At 55.4% G+C, this 23,319-nt stretch carries 16 protein-coding genes; 4 read left to right on the top strand and 12 right to left on the bottom strand.

The features are described 5' to 3' along the window. Positions 1 to 12: 12 nt before the first annotated feature. The 9 genes from VGM48_RS10795 to VGM48_RS10755 form a co-directional block, all read right to left on the bottom strand. Positions 13 to 1,503 (bottom strand): TSUP family transporter, encoded by a 1,491-nt coding sequence (locus VGM48_RS10795; protein ID WP_331578892.1) that lies wholly within the window; start codon positions 1,501 to 1,503, stop codon positions 13 to 15. After that, positions 1,500 to 4,316 carry a TonB-dependent receptor gene (locus VGM48_RS10790; RefSeq protein ID WP_331578890.1) on the bottom strand — a complete coding sequence of 939 codons (2,817 nt, stop codon included), beginning with the start codon at positions 4,314 to 4,316 and terminating at the stop codon, positions 1,500 to 1,502. The genes VGM48_RS10795 and VGM48_RS10790 overlap by 4 nt, the downstream gene beginning before the upstream one ends. Positions 4,317 to 4,391: 75 nt before the next feature. Next, positions 4,392 to 6,065: an NADPH-dependent assimilatory sulfite reductase hemoprotein subunit gene (locus VGM48_RS10785; RefSeq protein ID WP_331578888.1), complete on the bottom strand. Its 1,674-nt coding sequence runs from the start codon at positions 6,063 to 6,065 to the stop codon at positions 4,392 to 4,394. Between the two features lie 7 nt (positions 6,066 to 6,072). Beyond that, on the bottom strand, positions 6,073 to 7,791 hold the full coding sequence (locus VGM48_RS10780; RefSeq protein WP_331578886.1) for a diflavin oxidoreductase: 1,719 nt from the start codon (positions 7,789 to 7,791) through the stop codon (positions 6,073 to 6,075). Continuing rightward, positions 7,785 to 8,618 carry a uroporphyrinogen-III C-methyltransferase gene (gene cobA / locus VGM48_RS10775; protein ID WP_331578884.1) on the bottom strand — a complete coding sequence of 278 codons (834 nt, stop codon included), beginning with the start codon at positions 8,616 to 8,618 and terminating at the stop codon, positions 7,785 to 7,787. Before cobA ends, VGM48_RS10780 begins: the two co-directional genes overlap by 7 nt. A 2-nt stretch (positions 8,619 to 8,620) precedes the next feature. Then, on the bottom strand, positions 8,621 to 9,862 hold the full coding sequence (locus tag VGM48_RS10770; RefSeq protein WP_331578882.1) for a sulfate adenylyltransferase subunit 1: 1,242 nt from the start codon (positions 9,860 to 9,862) through the stop codon (positions 8,621 to 8,623). 11 nt (positions 9,863 to 9,873) lie between these two features. Beyond that, on the bottom strand, positions 9,874 to 10,791 hold the full coding sequence (gene cysD, locus VGM48_RS10765; RefSeq protein ID WP_331578880.1) for a sulfate adenylyltransferase subunit CysD: 918 nt from the start codon (positions 10,789 to 10,791) through the stop codon (positions 9,874 to 9,876). Positions 10,792 to 10,800: 9 nt separating this feature from the next. Continuing rightward, a complete protein-coding gene (locus VGM48_RS10760; RefSeq protein WP_331578878.1) occupies positions 10,801 to 11,535 on the bottom strand; it encodes a phosphoadenylyl-sulfate reductase in 735 nt (244 codons plus the stop codon). Between the two features lie 224 nt (positions 11,536 to 11,759). Beyond that, positions 11,760 to 17,090, bottom strand: coding sequence for a S8 family serine peptidase (locus VGM48_RS10755; RefSeq protein WP_331578876.1), 5,331 nt, complete (start codon positions 17,088 to 17,090; stop codon positions 11,760 to 11,762). Between the two features lie 116 nt (positions 17,091 to 17,206). On the opposite strand from VGM48_RS10755, the gene VGM48_RS10750 reads away from it, so the two are divergent. Together VGM48_RS10750 and VGM48_RS10745 are read left to right on the top strand one after the other, a co-directional pair. Continuing rightward, positions 17,207 to 18,349 (top strand): DUF5009 domain-containing protein, encoded by a 1,143-nt coding sequence (locus VGM48_RS10750; RefSeq protein ID WP_331578874.1) that lies wholly within the window; start codon positions 17,207 to 17,209, stop codon positions 18,347 to 18,349. A 33-nt stretch (positions 18,350 to 18,382) separates the two neighbouring features. Then, positions 18,383 to 19,201 carry a Cof-type HAD-IIB family hydrolase gene (locus VGM48_RS10745; protein ID WP_331578872.1) on the top strand — a complete coding sequence of 273 codons (819 nt, stop codon included), beginning with the start codon at positions 18,383 to 18,385 and terminating at the stop codon, positions 19,199 to 19,201. Here VGM48_RS10745 and VGM48_RS10740 read toward each other — a convergent pair. The 3 genes from VGM48_RS10740 to VGM48_RS10730 all read right to left on the bottom strand — a co-directional run bounded on the left by VGM48_RS10740 (position 19,194) and on the right by VGM48_RS10730 (position 21,038). Next, the gene (locus tag VGM48_RS10740) at positions 19,194 to 19,823 is read right to left on the bottom strand and encodes a response regulator transcription factor (protein ID WP_331578870.1); all 630 of its coding nucleotides are present in this window, start codon (positions 19,821 to 19,823) and stop codon (positions 19,194 to 19,196) included. The two genes, VGM48_RS10745 and VGM48_RS10740, sit on opposite strands and share 8 nt — an antisense overlap. A 79-nt stretch (positions 19,824 to 19,902) precedes the next feature. After that, positions 19,903 to 20,532 carry a hypothetical protein gene (locus tag VGM48_RS10735; RefSeq protein WP_331578868.1) on the bottom strand — a complete coding sequence of 210 codons (630 nt, stop codon included), beginning with the start codon at positions 20,530 to 20,532 and terminating at the stop codon, positions 19,903 to 19,905. Then, positions 20,523 to 21,038 (bottom strand): hypothetical protein, encoded by a 516-nt coding sequence (locus VGM48_RS10730; RefSeq protein ID WP_331578866.1) that lies wholly within the window; start codon positions 21,036 to 21,038, stop codon positions 20,523 to 20,525. Before VGM48_RS10730 ends, VGM48_RS10735 begins: the two co-directional genes overlap by 10 nt. Before the next feature lie 286 nt (positions 21,039 to 21,324). Between VGM48_RS10730 and VGM48_RS10725 the strand changes: the two genes are divergently transcribed. After that, positions 21,325 to 22,326 (top strand): AraC family transcriptional regulator, encoded by a 1,002-nt coding sequence (locus VGM48_RS10725; protein WP_331578864.1) that lies wholly within the window; start codon positions 21,325 to 21,327, stop codon positions 22,324 to 22,326. A 46-nt stretch (positions 22,327 to 22,372) separates the two neighbouring features. Next, on the top strand, positions 22,373 to 23,290 hold the full coding sequence (locus VGM48_RS10720; RefSeq protein WP_331578862.1) for an AraC family transcriptional regulator: 918 nt from the start codon (positions 22,373 to 22,375) through the stop codon (positions 23,288 to 23,290). Positions 23,291 to 23,319 lie beyond the last annotated feature (29 nt).

The raw sequence follows: 23,319 nt of genomic DNA, 5'->3' as shown, positions 1-23,319 counted from the left end.
ATGGCAGTTGGATCAGTGATGGATCATCAGCAGGATCGACTTCCAGAGCGTGCTGCAGCTGGTGATGATCACCAGGGAGCCGACGGCGATGAACATCGTCTTTACCGGCAATTTGCCCACCAGACGGGCCGCGATGGGGGCGGCGATCATTCCGCCGAGGATCATCCCGGCAACATCTACCAGGGGAATGCTTTTCAACAGGATAAAGAAGGTGATCGAACTGGCCAATACGACAAAGAATTCCGCCAGACAGACCGAACCGATCACATACCGGGGGTTGCGCCGCTTGGAGATGAGCGTGCTGGTGACGAGCGTACCCCAGCCGCCGCCGGCGAAGGCATCCGTAAATCCGCCCGCGGAGGCCAGCCAGCCGGCCCCCTTCACCTTGTCCTTCGGGTTTCGTTTGGCAAATGCCTTTCGCAGGATATAATAACCCAGATAGATCGTGTAGGCCGACAGGGGGATGCGGACGTATTTCGAATAGCCCTGACCGAAATAGGCCATGGCTGCTCCGAGGACGGCGCCGATGATCCCCGGGATCACGATGGCCCGGAAGAGTTTTTTGTTGATATTCCCAAACCGGTGATGACTGTATCCCGAGACGCCGCTGGAGAAGACGCGTGCCGAATGGACGCGGCTGCTCACGATGGCCGGGGGGACGCCATAGGCCAGCAGGAACGTGGTGGAAATGGTGCCGTAGCCGAGGCCCATCGATCCGTCGACCATCTGCGCGAGGAAACCGGCCAGCGCCATGATCAAAAATGTATTGATGTCAAAGCGCTGGGGAAGTCCGCGGAAGAACCCGATCACTCCCGTGAAAGGAATATAGGATAGCAGTCCATGGCCGATGATCATAAAGCAAAAGGCGAAAAGACACCATTTCACGATCTGTTGCCAGCGGCTGTGCCGGGGTTGGATCTCGGGTGTGGCCTGCTTGGCGACGAGTACCTTGGTCAGCTCGTTCAGCTGCCGGACCTTCTCGGGGAAATCGCCGTTCAGCCGCTGCCGGATGGTCTGCATGTTGTTCAGCACGCTTTCCATTTCATCGGGGATCATCCCGCCCAGTTCCTCTTTTAATCGTTTGGCGATGGTCGGCGACTTGCCGTTCGTGGAGATCGCGATCTTCAGATTTCCTTTGCGGATGACCGAGCTGAGATAGAAATCACAGAGGTCGGGAGTGTCGGCGACATTGACGAGGATCCCTGCTTCTTTTGCGTCACGCGCGATGGTTTCGCTGACGGCTCGGTCGTCGACGGCGACGATGGCAATATCGGCGCCTTCGAGGTCGGTGCGTTGATAGGGCCGTTGTACCAGATGAATATTAGCATGCTGCGCTGCGAGGTCGCGCACCGGGCCGGCGATGACCGGCGCAACAACGGTAATGGTCGTTGCCGGAGAATTCTGCAGCACTCCCTGTAGCTTCTCCAGGCACACATTGCCCCCGCCGACGATCAAAAGCCGGAGATGTTCCAATTTTATGAATACAGGGAATAGATTATTCATCTCCGCGGATTGGTATCGAATACGATGGTGAAATAATAGAAGGCGCCGATCGTTGGCCCACCAAGATACTGGAAATATCTCGTATTGAACAGATCAGTAGTCCCCAATTTTAGTGTACTAAACAATTTTGGCAGCCGATAGTTCACTTGCGCGTCCACAGTTCCGTATCCCGGCACTTCTCCTGCGGCGAGCGGGCTGTTCCAGTAGAATTTGCTCTGCCAGTGCCAGCCGACGGTAAAACCTGTATTGGGCAGGATCTCCCGGTTGCCGATGGAGACATTGGTGATCCAGGACGGAGTATTGAAAGCCGGCGTAAAGGCATCGGTGGACTCGGAGCTGACGATGGCCGCATAACTGGCATTGCCCGTCAGGATGAATTTCTTAAAGAAATTGTACTTGACCCCGACTTCTACCCCCTGGTTGGTAACCCGGCTTTTCGAATTGGTCCACATCTTGTATTTCGTCACCGTTCCATTGTAGATCTGCGTGGCCGTATTGAGATTGACGGTGCTGCCGATGGTGCCCGTCCTGGGTTGGGTGATATCGAGCTGACCGATAAAATGATCGTATGCGCTGAAATAATAGTCGACATCGACGAAGAGCGTATTGTCCAGCCACATCCCCTTATAGCCCGCTTCAAAGGAGTTGATATGTTCGGGCTGGATATAGTTGTAGGTGCTTGGGGTGAGCAGCCCGGCCTCCTTTTCGATGGCTGCGTTTTGGTTGAGTCCGCCGGTGTTCTGGTCGGCGTTGACCGCATTTTTGAAGGCCGTCACCGAGCTGTTGATATAGGAATTCTCAAAGGCCTGCAGGTGATTGGAGATCAGTGGCAGCCCACCAAGGCGGCGTACGCCTCCATTGTTGACATAGGCAAAACCTTCGAAGAGGGTGGGGAAGCGGTAGCCGTTTTGGAAGGAGAGCCGGAAATTATGCTGCACCGCCGGGGAATAAACGAGCGCCACCCGCGGATTCCATTTCGGATCGAAATACTGCGTCTTGTCTACCCGGACCGAAGCGGTAAGCTTCAACTTTTCATCGACCAGTTGCTTTGTCGCCTGTACGAACGCGCCCCAGGTATAATAGTGAAACTTGTCGTGAGCCAGCTTGGCGTCGTTCCAGGCCCCGGGATTGACATAGTTGTTGCCGTCGGGAGTGACGATATAATTGCGGTAGTTGGCGCCCGTGAGGATCTGAACAAAGGGGATAAGCCTCGACCAGTCGTATTGTCCCTCCGCATGTACGAATGCGGACTTCAGCAACATCTGAGCGCCCACGGTATCCCAGTTGTTGGTATGGATGATCCTGTTGCGCACGCTGTCAAAGGCTTTTGTTCCCGGCTGGTAGCGGCCCGCATCGGCAAAGTCCCGGGCGGTGGTGAGCGAAGTGTTGACATCGTGGAAGGTGGAGGCGCCCGTGTTGTTGTAGGCATTGTTGAAACCCGTGGTATAGTCATTCCACCATTGGGGAGATTTTTTAAAGGCCATATCGATATTCTCCCCCAGCGGCCGGAAATTGAAGGAATTGTTTCCGGTGTTCTCGAGCGTGTAATACGCTTTTACGGAAAAGTCCCTGGCCTTCAGATCAAACGCATGCTGCTGGATATGTTCTCCATCGAGCCGGACCCGGTTGCCCCGTTGGTAGTTGTTGGTGACCCAGCCGGTGCGATAGGTGTAGGACAGTTGGGTGGAACCGTTGGGCTTATAATGCAGCGATGCGTCGACCTTACTGTTGCTGACGGCATAATCGGTCAGGTCTTTTTCCAGGTAACCGGTTCGTGAGACATCATATTTTTTCCCTGCCAGGGTAAGGGTCTTCATATCACTGTTGTATTCATCGCCATAGCGGTTGATGAGATCGGCGCCGGGGTTGACTCCCGCGACGGAGGCGTTGGTCTTGTTACCCACGTCAAAATATTGATCGTGCCGGTTGTTGGCGATCCAGTCGATTCCCTGCGAATGGGCCGCATTGACCTTGAAAGCGAACTTCGGGCTCAGTGTCTTTGCCCAGCGGATCGCATATTCCGAATACAGTGCGGCGCCGTGGTCGGGGTCGTTGATGTGGTTGACCCCCTGTTTGAGATAGACGCTTAGCCCTTCGTATTGAAAGGGTGATTTGGTTTTCAGGTTGGCGATGCCGTTGATGGCGTTGAGGCCATAGATGGCGGAGGCGGCGCCGGGGATCAGCTCGACGCTCTCGATATCCAATTCGCTGGGGCCGACTGCATTGGCGACGGGCGCCCCGATGCCGGGCGAGATATTGTCCACGCCATCCACCATCTGCAAAAAGCGCGAATTGGTGGTGCCGGCGAATCCCCGGGTATTCGGAACCTGGTATCCCAGGCTGAGGGTTGTCATCTGCACGCCTTTGACATTGGTCAGCGCGTCGTAGAAGGTGGGTGCGGGGCTCGCTTTTATAGACTGTACGTCCAGCTTTTCGATGGTGACGGGGCTCCGCAGGATGCTCTCCGAAACCCGGGAGGCGGTGACGACTACCTGGTCGACGAGCACGGTGCGGGTATTCAGGTTGATCGCAATGCCATCGGTGCCGTTCTGCGTGACCTGGAATTCCTGGGGTTTGTACCCGATCGAACTGACTACCAGCGTCAGGGGCAGTTTCTGCGCTGTCTTCAGCCGAAAGCTGCCGTCCTCCGCCGAGACGGTGCCCGCGGAGGCTCCTTTTACTTTGATGGAAGCGGAAGCGAGGACCGCATGGGCGCTGGAGTCGTAGATCTTCCCGGTGATGATGAAAGGATCCTGCGCCCGGACGACAAAGGCTGCGAGCAAGGACAAGGTCAGAAAAGTTAGGCGTTGCATAAGCGTATTAGTCTATTAAATTGGTAGAGTAATTGGTTTTAAAATAGGCCCGGCTGCAGCCGGGCCGAATAACAATTATTGTTTGTACCAGCGTTGCCGCAGGGCAAAGTCCCCGAAGCGTTCACCGGTGATCCTTTCTTTTTTATAAAGCCAGAACAGCAGGTCCAGATCTCTCAGGATTGCGGCCTCGTCCAGATTCTCTTTGTAGAGCCGGTTGAGCCGGGTGCCTTCATGGTCACCTGCCAGATAGAGATTGTACCTTCCCGGGGCCGTGCCTACAAAGCCGATCTCCGCGGCGTAGGGCCGGCCGCAGCCGTTGGGGCAGCCGGTCATGCGGATGATGATCTCTTCGGTGCTCAGTTCGTGGCCGGCCATCAGTCCTTCGATATGCGTGATCAGCGTTGGCAGATAGCGCTGCGATTCCGCCAATGCCAGTCCGCAGGTGGGCAGTGCGACGCAGGCGATCGAATTTTTGCGGATCGCGGAGGCGGCCTCCGTGTGCTCGATGAGCTTATATTTTTTCAGAATGTCATTGACAGCGGCCTTATCTTTTTGCTGGACATCGGCCACGATGATCTTCTGGTTGACGGTGAACCGGAAATTGGCCTTTCCCGATTCTGCCACTTCCAGCAGCGCGGTCTTCAGCGCGATCTTTTCGTCATCGACAACCCGGCCGTTCTCCACAAAAAGTGTATAATGCCAGAGACCCTTGTGGTCCTGCTGCCAGCCATATTGTTCCGTACGATCGTTGAACTGGTAAGGCCGGGCTTCTTCCAGCGGAAAGCCGGTCCGTTCTTCCAGTTTCTCCCGGTACCAGTCGGCGCCGTATTTGTCGAGGGTATATTTTAACCTCGCCAGTTTGCGGTCGCTGCGGTTGCCATAGTCGCGCTGGATGGTCACGACTTCATAGATGGCTTTGAAAAGCCGGTCGTCGGCAGGTACGAAGCCGATCACCGATGCCAGCCGCGGATAGGTCTCGGCATTACCGTGCGTGGCGCCGAGGCCGCCGCCGATGGCGATATTAAAGCCCTTCAGCTCGCCGCCTTCGATGATGGCGATGAGTCCCAGGTCATTGGTCAGGACATCCACGTCGTTATTGGGGGGAATGGCAATGCCGATCTTGAATTTGCGGGGCAGGTAGCGGTCCTGGTAGAGCGGGTCTTCCTCTTCGGATTTGTCGGTCAATCGTTCCTGATCGAGCCAGACCTCATACCAGGCCTTTGTCTTTGGCAGCAGGAACAGACTGATCTTTTGCGCATAGGCATGCACTTGTTCGTGGATAGGCGATTGCAGGGGATTAGCGCTGCAGGTGACGTTGCGGTTCACATCACCGCAGGCGGCAATGGAGTCCAGGGCCACCGCATTGAAAGCGGCCATGGTCGGTTTGGCCACGCTCTTCAGAATGCCGTGCAGCTGGATGGTCTGGCGTGTTGTGATCTTGATGACGCCGGTGGAATGCTGGCCCGCCACATGATGCGTGGCGATCCATTGTTCGGGTGTGAAAAAACCGCCGGGGACGCGTAGCCGGACCATGAAGGCATACAGCCGTTCCAGTTTCTTTTCCGCCCGTTCTTCGCGGCGATCGCGGTCGTCCTGCAGGTACATCCCGTGAAATTTCACCAGCGCCTGATCGTCTTCCGCGATGGCCCCCGTGAGTTCATCCCGCAGGCTTTCCTTCAGGGTGCCGCGCAGCCCGTCGCTCTTTTGCTTGATCCTTTCGGTTCCTGATAAATTCTTTGTGTCGCTCATATCCTGATTAATAAACGTCTTTTACAAAACGGCCCGATTCTTTTAATTCGTCCAGATAGGTTTCCGCCTGGGCGGCACTTTTCCCGCCTTCCTGCCGGATGATGGTCAGCAGGGTATTCTCCACGTCGACGCTCATCGGCTCTTTCGCGCCGCAGATGTAGACATGTGCACCGCTTTCCAGCCAGTTATACAGTTCCTGAGCATGTTTTTGCATCTTATGCTGTACATATACCTTTTCCTGCTGGTCACGGGAGAAGGCGGTGTGGATATGCGTGAGCACACCCGTCTGCACCCAGTCCTGGAGCTCGGTTTGATAGAGGAAGTCGCTGACGAAATGCTGGTCGCCGAAGAAGAGCCAGTTCTTGCCGGATGCACCCTTGCTATCGCGTTCCGCCAGAAAGGAACGGAATGGTGCGATGCCTGTACCCGGGCCGATCATGATCAGGGGGCTGTCATCGGCCGGCAGCCGGAACTGGGAGTTGTGGTGGACGTAGAACTCAAACTGGTCGCCCGGGTTCAGTTGGGAAAGTCCGTCGGAGCAGAGGCCAAATTTGAGCTCGCCGTTGACGGCAAAATTGTCCCGCGCCACCGTGAGGTGGATCTCTCCGGGATGCGCTTCGGGTGAAGAGGAGATGGAATACAGCCTCGGTACGATGGGTTCGAGGATGCCTACGACGGCATGAAACTGATCGATATCTTTTACGGGATAGATCTTCAGCAGATCGAGCAGGCCGATCTTCGTTTCGGGGATATCCTGTTTGACGATGCCGGCGTATTTGCTGACGACGCGTTCGGGGAGATAGACGATGTTCAGTTTCCGGTGCAGGAGGGTATGCAGCGGATGCTCTTCGGACCGGTGAAGCAGGGCTCTTGTCGCATCCGCGCCGGTAAGGGTGATGATGGATTCGACGAGGACCGCGGGATTGGCGGGGACGATGCCGATGGAGTCACCGGGGAGATATTCGACGCCTTCGGCCGCGATCTCCAGGTGATGGGTCTGTTTGGCCGAGCCGCGGTCGTTCAGATTGACATTGGTCAGTACCGTTGCGACCCAGGTTTTCTTGCCTGTCGACCGGGGTGTAACGGTAGCCGGCGCCGGTGCGGGGCCGGCAGCGGCAGGGCTATTTAATTGCTGAAGTACGGAGTCGATCCAGGCATCGGCTTCCACTTCATAATCGGTGTCGCATTTGCGCAGGGACAGGATGCGCTGACCGCCGATCTTGTGCAGCTGCTGATCGACGTCTTCGCCCGCTTTACAGAAGAGGGGATAGGAGGTGTCGCCAAGCGCCAGTACGCCGAATTTGAGCCTTTCCACCTTCAGTTCGTTCTGGTGGATATGATCGTAGAATTTTTTTGCCGCGGCAGGCGGCTCGCCATCGCCCTGGGTGCTGATCACCGTAAAAAAATATTCTTCCTTTGCCAGATCGCCCAGCCGGTATTGTTCGAGTCCAACAAGCTTAGCCTGGATGCCTTTCTTTTTTGCGCGGGCGGCAAAATCCGTCGCCAGCTTTTTCGCATTGCCGGTCTCGGTGCCATACGCGATCGTGATCTTTGGCAGAACGGCGGCAGCGGCGACAGGCTGGGCAGAAGGAGCGGGCTGGGTTGCAGCCGCGGGTGAAGCCTGTGCGACGACTCCCGCTAAATACCCACTCAGCCAGATAAGCTCTTCGCGGGAAGATCCGGCAATCAGTTCCTGCATCAGCGTCATTTTCGGTGTCGTCAGCATACGGCTATCTTTTTTGGAGATTGTACCGGTTGTTGCACCGGTGGGAAATAGAGCTCCTTGCTCCGGCTGTTGGTTAGCCATTGGAAGGAGGAATGAAGGGCCGCGACCCGGCCGACAATGACCAGGGCGGGCGAGGCATAGTGGCTGCCCGCGGCGGCAGACAGGTATTCATGTACCGGCCAGGAGCTGACGCGTTGCATCGGAGTCGTCGCCTGTTCGATCACGGCTACCCAGCGGTCGGCCGCAATACCGGCTTCCACGAGCCGGCTAACCAGTTCATCCAGCGGCGTCGATGACATATACAACACCAGCGTGTCTTCTGTCCGGGCGAGGTCCTGCCACCAGTCGGCATCGGTGCCGGGCCGGCAGCCGGTGAGAAATCGCACGGCGGTGGAATACCCGCGGGCTGTCAGGGGAATGCCGGCATAGGCGGCAGCGCCCAGTGCCGCGGTAACCCCGGGAACCAGTTCGTAAGGGATGTCATGCCGGGTCAGGGTCTCCAGCTCGTCCAGTACATTGGAGAAGATGGAAACATCGCCGCCCTTGAGCCTCACTACCAGCCGTCCTTCGAGGGCGTGAGTGACCAGCAGCTGGTTGATCACCCGCTGCGGCGTGGAGGCCTGGCTGTTGCATTGCTTGCCGACGGGGATGATCAGCGCCGATGGCCGGACATATTCCGTCAGGATCTCCGGGCTCACCAGCCTGTCGACGATGACGACATCCGCCTGTTGCAGATATCGCAGCGTCTTGAGCGTAAGCAGCTCAGGATCACCGGGGCCTGCGCCGGCAAGGATCACTTTACCGATATGGAGGGAGTTACTGTTCATGTTTATTGCACCATGCAGGCGCCGACGGTTACATAACTGGTTTCGTCGATCAGGATCGCCCCGCCGCCCACGGGAAGATCGGTATAGACATCGATGGGCAGCGGCGTGGCCGTCCGGACCTTCGCTTTTACAATATCGTTGAGTCCGGCCTGGCCGGGAGCCCATTGTTTTTCGAGTGTGTTCACATCGAGCCGGTATTCTATTTCCCGGACGACGCTGCGGACGCTCCGGCTGCCCAGCTGCAACAGATACTTATTGCCGGGAAGCAAGTTCTTGCTGTCCATCCAGCAGAGGAGGACATCGAACTCCTGTTCCACGCGGGGTGGCTCTACACCGGTGACCAGCAGATCGCCCCGGCTGATATCGATATCGTCTTCCAGCTGCAGCACCACGCTTTGCTGAGCGAAGGCCTCGGCGACTTCCCGGCCGGCTATTTCGATCGACCGGATCCGGCTGGTGAGTCCGGACGGCAATACGGTGACCACATCGCCCTTCCGGTAGATGCCGCTGGTGATCTTGCCTGCATAGCCACGATAGTCGTGATGTTCCTCCGTTTGAGGGCGGATGACATACTGTACGCTGAACCGGCCGCGCCGCAGATCGGTATCCTTTTCCACTTTTACCGTTTCCAGCAACTCCAGCAGGGCAGGCCCCTCATACCAGGAGAAGTTCTCGCTGCGATCGACGATATTGTCTCCTTTCAGTGCGCTGACGGGGACATAGGTGACGTCTTTCAGCCCCAGCGTCCGGGCCATTTCCGCATAGTCGATGACGATATTATTGTAGCGGTCCTGGGAATAATCCACGAGGTCCATTTTATTGACGGCAACGACGACATGCGGGATATTCAGCAAGGAGGCGATGATGGAATGCCGGCGGGTCTGCTCGACGACGCCGTTGCGGGCATCCACCAGGATGATGATCAGGCTGGCATTGGAGGCCCCTGTCACCATGTTACGGGTGTATTGGATATGTCCCGGGGCGTCGGCGATGATAAATTTCCGCCGCGGCGTGGAGAAATATTTATAGGCCACGTCGATCGTGATCCCCTGTTCCCGCTCGGCCCGGAGGCCGTCGGTCAGCAGCGCGAGGTCGATCTCGCCGTCTTCCTTGTTCCGGCTCTGTTGCTCCAGCGCCGCCAGCTGATCGGTGAGAATGTTCTTGCTGTCGTAGAGCAGTCGCCCGATGAGCGTGCTCTTGCCGTCATCTACACTGCCTGCTGTTATGAATCGAAGTAAATCCATTTGTTGCTAATTTAGAAGTAACCATTTTTCTTTCTGTCTTCCATCGCTGCTTCAGACACCTTGTCGTCGATCCGCGTTTCACCGCGTTCGCTGGTGCGGGTGGCTGTGATCTCCCGGATGATATCATCGATCAATGAGGCGGAAGACTCGACAGCGGCCGTACAGGTCATATCACCCACCGTGCGATAACGGACCTGGCGGCGTTGGATCCGGTCGGACGCGTCCAGCCGGATAAACGGGGATACGGCTACCCACTGACCTTCGAAGTCGATCACCTCGCGTTCGTGGGCGAAATAGATAGAGGGGAGGTCGATGTTCTCCCGGCGGATATAATTCCAGATGTCCAGTTCCGTCCAGTTGCTGATCGGAAAGGCCCGGACGTTTTCGCCCTTGCGGATGCGGCCGTTATAGATGTTCCAGAGTTCGGGACGCTGGCGTTTGGGGTCCCAACCGCCAAATTCATCCCGGACGGAAAAGATGCGTTCCTTTGCCCGGGCCTTCTCTTCGTCGCGGCGTGCGCCGCCGATACAGGCGTCGAAGCCAAACTCTTCGATGGTGTCCAGCAGCGTGAAGGTCTGCAGGGCATTCCGGCTGGAGAATTTGCCGCCGGGTTCGGTCAGCTGTCTTTTTTTGATGGTATCCTCGACCTTGCGCACGATCAGTTTCTCGCCGATGCTCGCCGCCAGCTGGTCCCGGAAGGCGAGGGCCTCGGGGAAGTTATGACCGGTGTCGATATGCACCAGGGGAAAAGGGAACTTGCCGGGGCGAAAGGCCTTCAACGCCAGGTGAACAAGTGTGATCGAGTCCTTGCCACCGCTGAACAGCAGCGCGGGCCGCTCGAATTGTCCGGCCACTTCCCGCAGGATATGGATGGATTCCGATTCCAGCTGATCGAGATAGTCTAACCTGTATTTCGCTTCGTTGCTCATAAATTTATTTTATGACGCGGTATGCAAACCGCATTCTTTTTTACTGTTGTCTTCCCACCACCAGCGGCCGGCCCGGAAATCCTCCCCCGCTTTTACCGCTCTTGTACAGGGCTGACAGCCGATGCTGACAAAACCCTTATCATGAAGCGGATTATAAGGAACGTTGTGCTCGTCGATGTATGTTCTGACGGCGGTGGTGTCCCAATGCAGTAAGGGATTATATTTCAGTACCTGATTGCCTTCGTCCCATTCGAGGGTCCGGTGATCCTTTCTTTCCGGGGAATGCTCGGCGCGCAGACCCGTCACCCAGACGGCCTGGCCTTTTAGCGCCCTTTTTAGCGGTTCGACCTTGCGGATGTGGCAGCATTCCTTGCGATTGGCGACCGACTCGTAAAAAGCATTCGGACCCTTCTCGTCGAGGAAGCGCTCTAATAATTGTCTATCAGGATAGTAGGCTTTTATTCTGGCTGCGTATTTCTCGTTGGTGGCGCTCCAGACGGAGTAGGTCTCCGGGAAGAGCCGTCCCGTATCCAGGGTGAAGATTGACACCGGCAACTGCGCTGCGAGGATATGATGGGCGATGACCTGGTCTTCGATGCTGAAGCTGGTGGAGAAGAGGACCTGGGCGGGAAACCGTCCAGCCAGTGCGGCCAGCGCATCCCCGATGGATAAGCCTTCAATTAATCCACTAATTGAGTAGAGTAATTGGGTAGCCGGTTGTTTTGTATCTATCGTAGTATCCATGATCCGTGGTGGTGGTTGATTCTGGAAAGCGCCTGTACAAGGCGTTGTGGAAGTGGTAGATCGCTGAGGATCAACAGCAACAACAGCAACAACAAGAGTGGTTGTCGGCGGCGAAGGAGAGATACATCGTGCAGGAAGAGTGCGTTATCATGCTATTGTCTACCATTGTTGTGGACAAAGATAGGATATTGAACGAAAAAAGCGGCCCCCGGCGCCGCTTTTTTTTATTTTATCAGAATTTTTTCTACGGTAGTGCCGGAATCAGTCTCCACCCAAAGGAAATAGATGCCTGTAGCCACCTCCCCGATATGAAGAGTATTGAGGGTGCCGCGCAGCTCCTGTGCGAGGAGGACCTTGCCGGATACATCGACCAGCCGGACCCGGCGGATATTCGTCGCAGTATTAATATGTATGAGCGCATTGTGCACGGGATTGGGCCAGATGCCTACGCCACCCGTGGAGCCTTGCACACTGCGGATAGGGGAATAGGCATTACCGCCGTATCGTGGCACTTCCCGCAGCCGGTAATAGGTGACTCCGGTGTCCAGGTGATTGTCGATATACTGATAGCTATGGAGACCACCGCCATCCGCTGCGGCTGCGACAGAATCGACAATGGTGAAGTGGGTGCTGTCGCTACCTTTCTCGATGACAAAGCGGTTCAGCCCATAGGCCTCGGTGGTGCTCCATTTCAGCAGGGCATTACCGCTTGCATTTTCCGCCGTGAATACCAGGGTCATCGGCGGCAGATACGCGCTGTCCGCGGGATGGTTGCTGCTGATCCAGAACTCGGAGAACCCGGTGACCGCATATTCCGCATAGTAACCATTGTCGTTGGGGATAACGCTTACGTCGGTGTGCGGCGCCAGGAACCGGATCTGGCCCACCGAATCGTTCACGAGGGTGCTGTCCTCTTCCAAAAGGCTCGGGCTGGAGAACTGCGTGATGCCGGATTGATAAGCGTCGCTGAGTGGCTGGCAGGAGGAGCAGCCCGTGGCACGGATGAGCCTGACCGCCTCGCTGTCCAGGAAATAATACCGGATGCCGACCGCACTGTCGGGCGGGTTGGCGGGCTGTATGACGAGATTGCGATCGAGATAATAGGCCGATCCATCGAAGCGAATGGCTCCACTATTATTATAGAAGACCTTCACTTTCGTCGCTCCGAGATCCTGTCCATGCGGGTTGATCGATACCACCCGGCCAGCCGGTGTGCCGATATCGAAATTGACCCAGCCGTTGCCATTGACCGGAAGGGTGAGGCTGTCGGCGGCGCCGCTGTAGACGGAGGCTTTGTCAAAGACATGGATATCATCGATGCCCAGGCCTTCATAGTCAACGCCGGGATCGCTGCTCATCACGATACGGAACCGGACCTTTGGTGCATGCACCGGAATATCATAGCTGCTGACATGCCATTTGGTATAGGACTGTTGCCAGGCCTCATGCGCGGAATTGTCATACCAGTTGGTGCCGGACCCGGTGGTTCCCAGCCGGTACCAGGTGATTCCGTCGGTGGTATATTCCGTCCAATGGAAGTCACAGTCGCAGTCGTCTTCGGTCTGGAAGATATGACTGAAGGAGAGGACCGGGCTGGTGAGACCGCTGAGATCGAAACAGGGCGAATAGAGATAGGACAACTCATTGTCGTTGTAGTTGCCCGTGAGACTGGTGAACCATCCTTTCGAGCCGTTGGCCGCCTTATTGATCGTGGTCTTTGCCGGGGTTCCCCATTGCCAGCTGCTGCGGATGCCGCCTGTAAACCAGTTGCCGTCGCTGGCTTCGAATCCTTCCAGATAGGGAAAGCTGTTGATCAGCGGGGTCGTGCGCAGGGTCACGGTCGCCAGCGTATCATTCTTCAGGTAGTTGTCACCGGTAGACTGGATCCAGGCCGTGATGGAATACGTCCCATAGGCGGACATGTCAACGGTATGGGTAAATTGGTAGTCCACCGAGTCCCGGGCATTTATCGCGGGGATGGTCTCGGTCACGGTCACTCCGTTGACGGAGTAGGTGATGGGGACGTTGGTAACGGCGCTGTTGCTGTAGTTGCGTACCCGGATGGTGATGAGGGACGCTGTGGACAGGCTGCAGGTATTGAGCGGATCGGGTGAGACCAGGTTTCGGACGCCGATATCGTTGAGCGCCCTGGTGAGGGTGATGTCGTCGAAGCTGTAGCCGTCGTCCAGGCTGCCATCCGTGACCACGTCGTTGGCCGAAGTGTATCCTTCCTCGCCGAACTTGACCTGGAAGCTGCTGCTCACGGTCTGTGCGGGAACGGCATTCCCGAGGGTGCCGGTGATGTCGATATGCGCCGACGGCTGGTAGATGCCGATATTGCTGCCGGCGGTATCCAGCACATAGACCGGGATCCAGGCCGCCTGGTCGTTTCCGCGTATCCAGACCTTATTCGTACCCCGGACGGAATCATTCCCCTGGTTACGATAGTAGAAGTCGAGCCAGAGCTGGTCGCTGGCGCTATACCCGGACATATTGAAAGTGGTGATGAGGCTGTCGCCCGTGGTCGCCGCGGCGGCACGCGCCTGGTCCAGCGTCACGCAGCGGTTGCCCGACCGGGCAAAGCCGGTATTGACAAAGGTTCTCGCCCGGCCATTGGAATTGCTGGCAAAGAAGTCACACCGGTCGAGTCCTGTGAAGCCCTGCGCGGGCGAGCCATAGGTCGCTGCTGCTGCCGATTCGAAGTCTTCGGTAAAGACATAGTTGAGGGTGATGGGATCGTTGCTTAGCTGTTTGATCACGGTCGTCAGGGTATCGTTGCCGGATTGCGGATCGCCGGGATAGGAAGCCCACACCTGCAGGGTGTAAGTCCCCGCCGCCGAAAGATCCGCGGTTTGGGAAAAGGTATAGTTGAAAGCGCTTCCGGCGGGGAGGATCGCGGTGCTGGTCTCATTCACCGGGGTGCCGCCGTTGATGCTGTACGACATCGTAAAGGAAGAGCCCGTTGGGATCGTTCCCAGGTTTTTCAGTTCCACCTTTATCGGCGTGGTATTGCCGAGTTCAGAGGAGGTATGCATCCGGCCGGAAGAAAGACCGATCAGCGAATCCACGGTATAATCGTTGTCGAGGGCGCTCAACGCGCAGGCGCCGCCGGAAGGGCGAATGCCGACGCCGTATGCCCGCAGACCAGGGGCGGAACCCAGCAAGGCCCTCACCGAAAACCAGTAGGTGCTGTCGCGGCTGAGGTTGCCGGCGAGCCAGGTCGTACCGGTCGTGGTGCCGATGACGGCCATCGAATCGCCCTGCAGGCGCATGACCTCGTATCCCGTGGCGTCGTTGGCTGCGGTCCACGATAACTGCGCATAGCCCTGACAGGGATTGGTGACCGAGAGGACGGGCTCGTCGAGGATGGTAAACGGAAAGGGGCTCATGCCGCTGACACCCGTTCCATTCCGGGTGATGCGGATGCGGCCCTGGCTGGTGGAGATGACCGAGGTACTCCAGGAGTACATGCGGCTTGTGCCGGGCACCGTGCTGCTGATGGTCGTCCAGGTCGAGCCGTTATCGGGAGAGTATTCGATGGTAAAGGGATTGTTGCTGCCATCGTTGGCTTCCCAGCGGATATATTCGGCGCCGCCCCGGATAAAGCCCTCGCCGCCGTAGGGATAGAGCGTGGTAATGGCCGGCTGGACGAATTGATAGACGACAACAAAGGACTGTGGGCCTTCGGGGACATCGGTTCCCGCGATATTGATATTGAAGGATCCTGCGGCGGGGTTGTTTATCACCACCTGCTCGATATTGTTAATATGGTCCACTCCTTCCACGGCGTTGTCGGCGACATGGGCCGGGCTGGGGTTGAGGATGAGAGGATGATGTGTCGTGCTGGAAGGGTCCGTCACCGTCAGATCGAGGTCGTTGACGAGCGCCTTTGCCGCGAACGGAGCAGCGGGGTAGTCGGCCCAGTAGACCATCACCTTCAACTGCGCCAGACCGGCGGGAACGGTGATGGCCGTCGCGGCGTTGTTGCCGTCGGCGACGTTTCCAAAATGGAATTGTCCGGCTTCCATCGACCGGACGGCGTCCAGGCCGTTCAGCGAGCCGAATCCGAAGATATAGTCGGGCCCGGGGTTGCCGAGATCGGTGGCGCTATTACAGGTAAGCGCCTTCATCAGGGTGGCCGGGGCATTGACGTGATAAAGCTGCCGGTAGCGTTGTTCGAGCAGGGCCATCGTGCCGACCACCGTGGGACAGGACATGCTTGTCCCCCAAGCCTGTCCATAGCCGTTATTGGACAGTGTCGAAGTGATGGCCGTGCCGCCCGCGACGATCTCCGGTTTCAATCTTCCATCGAGGGTGGGCCCGCTGCTGGACCCGGTATTGATGATATAATTATTGAAATCATCGATGTTCCCGACAGCCAGAATATTTTTTGCCGACTGGTAACCCGATTTGACGGTTGCGTACTGTTGTGGAAAGGGAGTGCAGACCGAACTGCCGTCATTTCCCGAGGCAAAGCTGTGCAGCACCTGCGGGTATTGATAGGAAAGCGCGTCGGCATAGTAGGCCAGGGCATCGTATTCCCCGTTGTAGATACAGTCGCCCGGGTAAAAGGTGTAGGAGTTGTTGGTCAGCACCATATCATAGTCATTGATATAGGCGGGGGTATTGTGCAGGACATCGTCGTAAAACTGGCTGATGACGGTCGAGTGGGGCGCCATCCCCCGGGTGTAGGGGTTGATGATGCCGCCGCCGGTGACCGTACCGGTGACATGGGTGGCATGATCGCCCGGCGGCTGGGCAGTCCGGCCGATCAGGTGGCCGGCAATATCGATATGTGTGGAGGGATCGGAATCATCGCCCACTCCTATGACTACCCCGTCGCCCAGCAGTCCGCGTTCCGCGGGGAAGCCGAGCGCGTCAGCCCCATGAGCCGCCCGGTTCCGATAGTTTAACGGGATGGGCTTCATCGGTTGTATCGTCAGGGAGCTTACAAAAGGAAGATCAGCCAGCCTGTGCAGGATGGCGGCGTTGGCGGCCCGAACAAAAAGCATCCGGGGCGGCTTCATCTTAGTGGGTTCGATGGTCGCGCCGGTGGCGGTGATCTCTTTTCGAAGGTCCACCTCACTCAGCGTGCCAAACCAGGCTATAGCGACCAGCCTGTCCGGGTTGTGGAGCTCTTCCTCGTGCTCCTGGAGCCGGCGGGAGATCTTTAATGAAGCGGGCAGGCGGAAAACGCCGCTGACGGCAAAGCGTTTCAGCGCATCGGCGGAAAAGCTGTCGCCCACTTCCGCCAGGTAGGACCGGTCGCCGATATAATCATAAAGCCGCAGGCCCGAACGGGCCATTTCCGAGCGAAGCGTCGAATCGGGGAGGCGGTCAAACTGGGCCAGCAGGTAATATCGTTGTTGAAAATGGGCGGCACGGAGCGAGTCGCGGCGAAAGGAACCGTCGGTGAGATTCCGCCGGGTCTTTAACAGGCCATTCCTGAAATGAATGTCGGCGGGCACCCGCTGAGCATGCGAAACGAATACCGTGAAGACGAGGGAAACAAGGAGGAAGGATCGGAGCCCAGTATTTATAGTTTTGGTTATCAATTTGTTCGGAATGAATTTTTAGGGAGTTGGGTCCGGCATGGGTATAAAACGCAAAACGATAGAAATAAATTTTCTATCCCCCGGAAAATCCCTAAATTCCTTCCTTTTTGCCCAAAATGAATCAACCCACAGCCTCCTCGTCCACAAGGTCATTGGCCCTGGATATCTTCCGCGGAATGACCATCTGCTTCATGATCATCGTCAATAATGCCGGCAGCGAAGAACTGGCCTATTCGCCCTTGCTCCATGCCCGGTGGCATGGGTTTACGCCAACCGACCTTGTATTCCCGTCTTTCCTGTTTGCCGTCGGCAACGCCATGAGCTTTGCCATGAAGAAATTCGGAACCATGTCGACAGGCGCCGTTGTAAGCAAGATCGTGCGGCGCACCTTTCTCATTTTTTTGCTGGGTTACCTGATGTACTGGTTCCCCTTCTTCCATCATACTGCGGACGGCTGGGGGCTCAACCCTATTGCCGCTACCCGCGTCATGGGTGTGCTCCAGCGAATTGCGCTTTGTTATGGCATCGCCTCCCTGCTTATTTATTTTACTTCAACCCGCACGGTGCTGGTCGTTTCCGCGCTTCTTCTCATCGGGTACTGGATCATCCTGGTGCTGGCGCACGCTCCCGGCGCCGATCCCTTCAGCATGACGGGGAATGCCGGCTTCCGGCTCGACTTTTGGCTACTGGGTGAGAGACATATGTACCACGGCGAAGGCGTGGCCTTTGAGCCGGAAGGATTCCTGAGCACCCTGCCCGGCATCGTGAATGTCGTTGCGGGCTATTATGCCGGGGTCTTTATCGCTCAGAAGGGGAAGACCTATGAAGGGCTGACGAAACTGTTGCTTTGGGGGTCAGGCTGTCTGTTCGTGGCCTATGTCCTGAACTTCTGGTTTCCGGTCAATAAAAAGCTGTGGACCGATTCCTTCGTGTTCATCACGGTCGGCCTGGACCTCATTTTGTTATCCTTCCTGATCTATGTGATCGAATTCCGGGAGAAAAGATCCTGGACGTATTTCTTCACGGTCTTCGGACGAAACTCCCTGTTCATCTACCTTCTGTCGGAACTGCTGGCTGAAACCCTGTCCATCCTGTCTGCAAATGGCGATCAGGACGTAAAGGAATGGGTGAACAGCGCCTTTTATCAGCAATGGTTCCCCGGCGCCTTCGGCTCCCTACTTTACTCTCTGACCTTCATGATGATTTGCTGGACAGTCGGTTGGATATTGGATAAAAAGAAAATTTATATCCGGGTGTAGCTGTATCTTGCGCCCCGAACCAATTGCGCAGGCATGTACAAAGCTGTATTCCTCGATATGGACGGAACTCTGTTGAGATCAGATCATTCCGTCAGTGAAGAAACCGTCCAAACCATCAAAACCCTTACGGATAAAGGCATCGCGGTCATCCTGGTCTCCGCAAGACCCATCAACGCCGTGTTGCCTACCTTCCGGCGGATCGGCCTTCCTGCGGGCAATCCCGTGATCTCTTTGAACGGGAGCTATATCGTGGAAAACGGCGAGCCGATCTTCCAGGCGATGATCGATCTGGAGATGACCGCCCGCATAACCGAAGAGGTGAAGCCCTTCAAGGCGACGATCGCCTATTATCTGCAACGGGAATGGTATTCGGAGGTGAAGGATGCCTGGACCGATCATGAACAAAAGATTATGGATGTGCCCCTTGGCGTGGCGCCCATCGGCAGCCTGGTAAAGGAGTGGGATGAGCGGAAGATCGGCCCCAATAAGATGATGGTCATGAGTGAGCCGGATAATATTGCCCTTATCCAGCGCCATCTGCGGGGGCTTTATAACGGCCAGTTGAATATTTACCCTTCCAAGGCCACCTATCTCGAAGTAATGGACTGCCATGGCTCCAAATCCAATGCGGTCAAATTCGTCAGCAAACGGCTTGGCATCGACCGGGCGGAGATTGTCGCGATGGGCGACAATTACAACGATATCGAAATGATCCAGTATGCGGGCGTAGGCGTCGCCATGGGGAATGCCCCGGATGACATCAAGGCGCTGGCCGATCATGTCACCGACACGAATAACAACGATGGAGTAAGAAAAGCGATGGAAAAATTCTTCAGCCTGCCCGCTAGATGATCTCGTAGAGCCTGGCCAGGTTGATCAGCTCTACGGTATTCGATATCTTCAGTTTGTCGAGAATCCGCGTCTTGTGCGTTCCAACCGTCGACTTGTGGAGGCTGAGGGTGTTGGCGATCTCCGAAACCGAGCTTCCCTTCAACATCTGCAACACCACCTCGAATTCCCGGTCGGATAAATCCTCGAAGGGGTTATCCTTGAGCTTCTTGGTCAGTTCGCCGGAGAGTATCTCGGCCAGGTTGTCGCTGATATACCGTTTTCCACCCAATACTTTCTGAATGGCGTATTTGATCTCCGATTCTTTGGAGTATTTGTTCAGATAGCCGTGTGCGCCGATCTTCAAAAACCTTTTAGCAAAAAAGACTTCCTGATTCATCGTGAAGATGATGATCTTCAAACCCGGGTATTCTTTCAGCAGATAAGCCGTCAGGCTGAAAGATTCCGTATGCGGCATATTGATATCCAGGATCAGCAGTTCGAAATGCGCGGATTTCATTTTCTTGATGACTGCTTCTCCGTCTTCGGCTTCATCAATGGTCACATCCCTGATGCAACTGTTGATCAGCAACTTTAATCCTGCCCTAACGATGGAATGGTCATCCGCGATTAAGATATTCTGCATGTTCTTGTATTAAAGCGAACTCGACCCAAATATAGAGGATAATAACTATATTGGGAAGTGGGAATTCCGATTCGGGATTTTATTTATTTTGGGCCTTACTATGGATCCCGTCCCGGTATTTTTTGACCGTGGCCATCAGTTTGCGATAGCGGGGAATGATGGTATTGAGCAGGAGAATATCGACCGATATCGAAAGAAAGATAAGGATCAACCATTTATACCAATCATTACGGCTTAAGGTCTCGTAGGCGCCGGCACTCGCCCGGGCCAGCAGTTTCTCCACTCCGAAAAGCAGGTAGAAACCGGCCAGCGCGCTCACGAATTTAAAGGACAGGATGTACTTGTCAAGGATCGTTTCCAGTTTGTTTAAAAAATTGATCAGCGGCAGTGCCAGAAGGGTAGGGTAATCAGCGAAAAAGAGCAGCCGGACATGAAAATAAAGGGAATAGGCAAGCAGCACAAAAAGTGCCCCCTGTGGGTAGAGCTCATTGCCCTGGGTTATCCATTCATGCCGGAATTGCCAGCTGTTGATCAGCCATAAGACCGATATAACGGCGATACGCAGGACAAGCTTTTTCCGGAGATAGAAGGCATCGGAAAGGGGGTTCTTCACTACGATCTTTTCCAGATCGGAAGAAAGTACCGGCCGTTCTTCCATGGAGACCTCGGGAAAACTGTTCCATTGTTGCAGCAGTTTCTTTAGCTCCATATCAGTTTTTCCTTTATGTAGGGAATGAAGTTCTTTCTGGCGGTTTCCGCTTCCTTCTTCCGTTGGGTCGCCCTGCTGTTGGCGGGGATACCGGTCAGGCTGAGCATTTCGTCGGCGGAGACCTTTTCGAATTCCAGGAAAAGCCGGAATTTCTCGAGGTCGGAGATGCCGCCCATGGCTTCCCGGAAATTACTCATACTCCGCTGAAAGTCAGGAGATTTAAATTGGATGGTCCGGTCCACCGCGGAATCCAGTTCGAGACTGATGGAATGCAGCGCCGCCATATTTATACAGGCCCGCAGGAGCATGGTCTGCTTGTCGTCGGTATTGTCCTTCCGGGTGCGAATGTTCTGGGAAGCGGCTGCAATAATGTTGGTAAAGAGATGCTGGTGTTCTTTGTAATTGTGGGCAAAAAGGCGGCAGATGGAATACACCCTTTTGTGTTGGTGCTTTAATAAGGACCGCAGATCTGTATCAGGGCCGTCCTTGCGGGTAGAATTGTTCATATTGGGTATGGATTTTAGGCATAAACGGATTAGGGCGTAAATCTGTTCAAAAATCACCACATAGGATAACTGCACTGCGTGAATCAATAACGTAAAAAGACAGCCAAATGGTATAAACCGCGGCCGGGAAAGAATCCACTAAGTGTTTTTACAGACGGGAGTGTAGTAAAAAAACTACCGGCAATTCATGCTTTTACTATAACCGAGAAAAGGCCGAATTGTATACCTTGTCGCGGATTAGTGGCCGGAAGAGATTGGTTATTGACAGGCGAATAAAATTAACTCAATGAGCTATGTATCTCTTGAAAATTCAGATTCCTTTCTGAAGTGTTTTGAGGTGATCGCAGAAGACAAATCTTGTATCGTTTCTGATTCGGTGCTTTATTTTTCCGGGAAAACAGGTAAAGGCTTCATAACGGTCGCCGGCATCTCTACCGGCATAGAAGTACTGGCTATCAATGTTTCCATGCTGGCGGAGGATCTTACCATCCGTTTTCAGCCCGCTCCCGACGCCACTTCCTACATCTTACATTTTGACGAGATAGAAGTTCCCCCCAAGCCGGATAACGAGCTGTCGTTCAGTCCTGTGCATGGCCCGGCCGAAAAAGGTCATTCAGCCGTGTCCATCGCCGACGCGACAAAGGGAAGGACGATCACCTATCATCCGGAAAAGATCATCCGGAGCCTGATCATCCGGGTTCGAAAATCCAGCCTGGATCACCTGGTGAAGGATTTCGACGCCGGCACGATCGCCACGATTCTCGACTCCCCCGATGGAGCGTCGGCCCTCAGCTGGCCCATCAATTTCAAATACCGGCTCCTGTTGAACGATTTCATGAACGAGATCGTCCAACACCCATTTCGCGAGCTGTTCACCATCCGGAATGTCTCGATGCTTGTCGAATATCTGCTGCAGCAATTCTTTGTCATGCAAAAGCTCGGCAAGGACGGCAATGGACTCAGCGTCCAGGACACCCGCAGCCTGTCCCGGGTGGAGCAGCATCTTTGTCTGCATTATAAAACGGAGTTTCCCGGCATCGAGAAACTGTCGCGGATCTCGGCCATGAGCCCCACCAGTCTGAAGACGAAATTCAAGCGATATTACGGCGAGACCCTGTTTGGTTATTATCAGAAGAACAAACTGGAACATGCCCGGAAGCTGCTGGATAATAAGATCCCGGTAAAAGTCGTAGCGACGGAGATCGGTTATTCCAACCCTTCCCATTTCACCCTGGCCTTTAAAAAAGAATATGGTTTTTCGCCCTGGCACTATCTGAATCCTCATTGAGGAGACCCTTACCTGACCCTTAACTCTAACCCCGAAATACATGACTATGAAATCCCAGGATCCTGACCAGGAAAAGACCCTCAAGGTCTTACATTGGCAGGTATTGTCCTTACCGGTCGGCCTCCGGGTCGCCATGATGAAAGGAACCGCAGACCGATCGGCTATTGCCCTTCCCGACTTCCTCGAAAAAGGGTACACGCTCAGCCTGGTCAACTATAAAGGCGATGTGCGGATCAAGCTCCGGCCCGAAGACAAAGAGCAGGCCGCCAGTCCAGGACTCGGACTGATGAGCGTCGCCGGCCGACCCATGAGCTTCCGGACGGCCGCCGCGGTCCCTTTTGCCGCCTTGACGATGTTCATTCCCACCGGTTGGGTCGATCTGTTTCTGGGGGCCAATCCGCAGTTCCGGAAGATCGAGCAGTTGCTGGAGGAAGAGACCAATATCGTCACCTGCCGCCTGGGAAGAAGACAGCTGTCCCAGCTCTCCTCGGCACTGGGTGTCCTTAGCGAAAAAGAGCCTCCCCTTCTGCCTCTTCAGAACAGTACCCTCGCCCTGCTGGAATATTTCCTTTGCAACCGGCACCGGAGCCTGCTGGGCGTGAGTCCCACTTCCGATATCGATAACGAGGATGATCTGAGCCTGATCCGGGAAGTCGAGTCCTATATCTCGGAATACTATTGTTCCGATACGTTTACCGTTGATTCTATTCTGAAAAAGACCTATACCAGTTACCACCGGCTGAACTTTCTCTTCAAGTCGATCCATGGCATGACCATCTCGGAATATATCCGCAACAAACGGATCGAGCGGTCGAAGGAGATGATCGCCGACAACGTCAAGTCGATCAGCCAGATCGCCTATGAGATCGGGTATTCCAGCATCAGCAATTATATTCTGGCCTTCAAGAAGGTTTACCGGATCACGCCGGGGAAATACAAAAAACAAATGGATAGTATGGCGTGAGCGGCCGGCTGCATAGAGCGGCCGTGTCA

The organism is Puia sp. (assembly GCF_036500295.1).
Classification (GTDB): domain Bacteria; phylum Bacteroidota; class Bacteroidia; order Chitinophagales; family Chitinophagaceae; genus Puia.
The sequence above is the reverse complement of the archived record's forward strand: the minus strand, read 5'-3'. Positions and strand labels throughout refer to the sequence as shown.

Excerpts from the sequence above, each read along its gene's own strand:
- VGM48_RS10795 (WP_331578892.1), bottom strand. The coding sequence starts at position 1,503 with ATGAATAATCTATTCCCTGTATTCATAAAATTGGAACATCTCCGGCTT.
- VGM48_RS10790 (WP_331578890.1), bottom strand. The coding sequence starts at position 4,316 with ATGCAACGCCTAACTTTTCTGACCTTGTCCTTGCTCGCAGCCTTTGTC.
- VGM48_RS10785 (WP_331578888.1), bottom strand. The coding sequence starts at position 6,065 with ATGAGCGACACAAAGAATTTATCAGGAACCGAAAGGATCAAGCAAAAG.
- VGM48_RS10780 (WP_331578886.1), bottom strand. The coding sequence starts at position 7,791 with ATGCTGACGACACCGAAAATGACGCTGATGCAGGAACTGATTGCCGGA.
- cobA (WP_331578884.1), bottom strand. The coding sequence starts at position 8,618 with ATGAACAGTAACTCCCTCCATATCGGTAAAGTGATCCTTGCCGGCGCA.
- VGM48_RS10770 (WP_331578882.1), bottom strand. The coding sequence starts at position 9,862 with ATGGATTTACTTCGATTCATAACAGCAGGCAGTGTAGATGACGGCAAG.
- cysD (WP_331578880.1), bottom strand. The coding sequence starts at position 10,791 with ATGAGCAACGAAGCGAAATACAGGTTAGACTATCTCGATCAGCTGGAA.
- VGM48_RS10760 (WP_331578878.1), bottom strand. The coding sequence starts at position 11,535 with ATGGATACTACGATAGATACAAAACAACCGGCTACCCAATTACTCTAC.
- VGM48_RS10750 (WP_331578874.1), top strand. The coding sequence starts at position 17,207 with ATGAATCAACCCACAGCCTCCTCGTCCACAAGGTCATTGGCCCTGGAT.
- VGM48_RS10745 (WP_331578872.1), top strand. The coding sequence starts at position 18,383 with ATGTACAAAGCTGTATTCCTCGATATGGACGGAACTCTGTTGAGATCA.
- VGM48_RS10740 (WP_331578870.1), bottom strand. The coding sequence starts at position 19,823 with ATGCAGAATATCTTAATCGCGGATGACCATTCCATCGTTAGGGCAGGA.
- VGM48_RS10735 (WP_331578868.1), bottom strand. The coding sequence starts at position 20,532 with ATGGAGCTAAAGAAACTGCTGCAACAATGGAACAGTTTTCCCGAGGTC.
- VGM48_RS10730 (WP_331578866.1), bottom strand. The coding sequence starts at position 21,038 with ATGAACAATTCTACCCGCAAGGACGGCCCTGATACAGATCTGCGGTCC.
- VGM48_RS10725 (WP_331578864.1), top strand. The coding sequence starts at position 21,325 with ATGAGCTATGTATCTCTTGAAAATTCAGATTCCTTTCTGAAGTGTTTT.
- VGM48_RS10720 (WP_331578862.1), top strand. The coding sequence starts at position 22,373 with ATGAAATCCCAGGATCCTGACCAGGAAAAGACCCTCAAGGTCTTACAT.